This is a genomic window from Haloarcula sp. CBA1122 (assembly GCF_009741785.1).
Lineage (GTDB): Archaea > Halobacteriota > Halobacteria > Halobacteriales > Haloarculaceae > Haloarcula > Haloarcula hispanica.
Map to the genome: position 1 here is coordinate 1 of NZ_WPCB01000102.1, position 2,110 is coordinate 2,110.

Genomic DNA, 2,110 nt, shown 5'->3' on the forward strand with positions numbered 1-2,110 from the left:
CCTCGCGGAGGATGAACGGCGTCCGGCCCAGCAGCAGGTCCGATATCGCCCCGCCGCCGGCCGCGTTGACCGTCGCCAGCGCGACGACGGCAAACACCGGGAGGCCGGCCTGATGGCCCAGCAGCGCTCCGGTGGTCGTGAACGCCGCCAGCCCGATGGCGTCGGCCGTCAGGACGACCGGATGCTGGTGGCCGTCGTCGAGGAAATGCACGAACAGAACAGCGGCGGTGACACCAAGGAGTGATAGGGCGACCTCGCCGGGCGACTGCAGGGAGTTCGGAACGCGGTTCAACAGCAGGTCCCGCGTCGTCCCGCCACCCAGTGCCGTCATCACGCCGACGACCGTGACGCCGAACACGTCGTAGCGCTCCTCGACAGCCTTCGCCGCGCCGACGAACGCGAACCCGACCAGCCCGATAGCGTTCATCACCGCAAACGGGTCGGTCACGCTCCCCCTCCGGCCCGCTGGGGCACGGCGCATGAGCGAACCCGACCGAGTCGACCCGCTGTCACGAGTTTCGCGGTCATTATGCTACTACTACGGGTGCGGACAATTATGCCTTTAGTCCTGCCCGCGAGGTATGTCCCTGGCTATCACTGTCGACTGCCAGCGACCGTACTCACGGCTTGACCGTCTCCAGCACCCAGTCGGACGGTGTCGCTCGGCGGACCTCGAACGGGTCGAAGGCTTCTCGCGGGGCCTCCGCGAGCCGGCCCAGGAACTGCCCGACCGGCGTCGGGTCGCGGTCGCTGACGAGGACGAACGACTCGCCGCTGTCCAGCGCGGTGAACTGCTCTCGAACCAGATCCTTGCGTTCCTGTGGCGGCAGGCCCCGGATATCGGCGGTCGGGTCGACGCCCACCTCGCCGGCGGTGTCGAGGGCGTCGGACACGGCGTCGCCCAAATCGCTGACCGCGCTGGGCACGTCGCCGGGTGCTGGCGTCCCCTGCAGGTCGTGCGAGAACGGGAGGTCGGCCAGCACCTCGGCATCGAGGTCCGAAAGCGCGTCGCCCGTGAACAGATCGTTCGGTTCGCCACAGCAGTCACAGACGTACTCTGCCATGTTGACGACGGTTCCCAGGACCGGCACGTCGTTGTCGCGGAACAGTTCGACCGTCCGGCTGGTGTCGCTGACGCTGGCGTGAAACGGCGTCGTCACGACGACCACGCCGTCGACGGGGACCTCCTGCAGCGTCGTCAGCACCACGTCACCGGTTCCGGGGGGCAGGTCAAGCACCAGTATCTCGTCGTTGCGCCATGCGGTGTTCTCGAAGAGGTCCTCAAGCGCGTCGTGGGCCATCGCCCCGCGCCAGGCCAGCGGCGCGCCGCTTTCCATCAGGCCGACGCTCATCACGTCCATGTCGCCCGCCCGGACCGGGAGCGGGTCGCCCTCCTCGCTGGAGTGGACCGGGCCGCTCACCTCCAGCAGTTCGGGGACGTTCGGCCCGTGGATGTCGGCGTCGAACAGCGCCACGTCGTTGTCGGCGGCCAGCGCACAGGCCAGGTGCGTGGCGACCGTGGACTTGCCGACGCCGCCTTTCGCACTGGCGACGGCCACGACGTGGTCGAAGGACTCGACACCGGCCTGCCCCTCGCTCGATGGCGTCGTCCGTTCGACGTGGACGCTGTCGACGCCGTCCACGTCGTCAACCGCGTGGAGCATCGCCTGGACGACCTGCGTACTTGTCTGGCCGTCCAGCGCGGTCAGGTCGGCTTCGATGGTCACCTCGCCGTCGGCCGCGTCGATGTTCTCGACGAAGCCCGCGTCGAACACGGAGAGGTCGGCGTTCGGGTCGCGCACGTCTCGCAGTGCGGCTTCGATGCGGTCGGTCAGTGTGGTGGGCGTTCCGTCAGTCATCGTCAGAGGTCGGGCATCCGATTGAGTCTGTCTTCACCGGGCAGCAGTCGGGCGTCGTTCTCCAGCGCACCACCGAACTGCCGCCGGAACCGTCCGGGGTCCACGTCGAGCGACCGCTCGGCGGTCTGGCGGACCACGGTGGCCGGGTCGTCGGTGAGTTCCTGCAGTCGCTCGCGGGCGCGGTCCTCGTCGACGCCGCCGAGCATGTGGGCGGCCCACTCGCGGACCCGCTCGCGTCGTCGCGGCGTCTG

Annotated in this window: 3 protein-coding genes; all 3 read right to left on the reverse strand. The window is 69.1% G+C overall.

Translation table 11 applies throughout. The features are described from left to right. Positions 1 to 448 (reverse strand): trimeric intracellular cation channel family protein (locus GJ630_RS19305; RefSeq protein ID WP_371727982.1); only part of this gene is annotated, 448 nt, incomplete at its 3' end. Between the two features lie 172 nt (positions 449 to 620). Further along, positions 621 to 1,859 (reverse strand): P-loop NTPase, encoded by a 1,239-nt coding sequence (locus GJ630_RS19310; protein WP_191450766.1) that lies wholly within the window; start codon positions 1,857 to 1,859, stop codon positions 621 to 623. Between the two features lie 2 nt (positions 1,860 to 1,861). Continuing rightward, positions 1,862 to 2,110 (reverse strand): HEAT repeat domain-containing protein (locus GJ630_RS19315; RefSeq protein WP_197427670.1); only part of this gene is annotated, 249 nt, incomplete at its 5' end.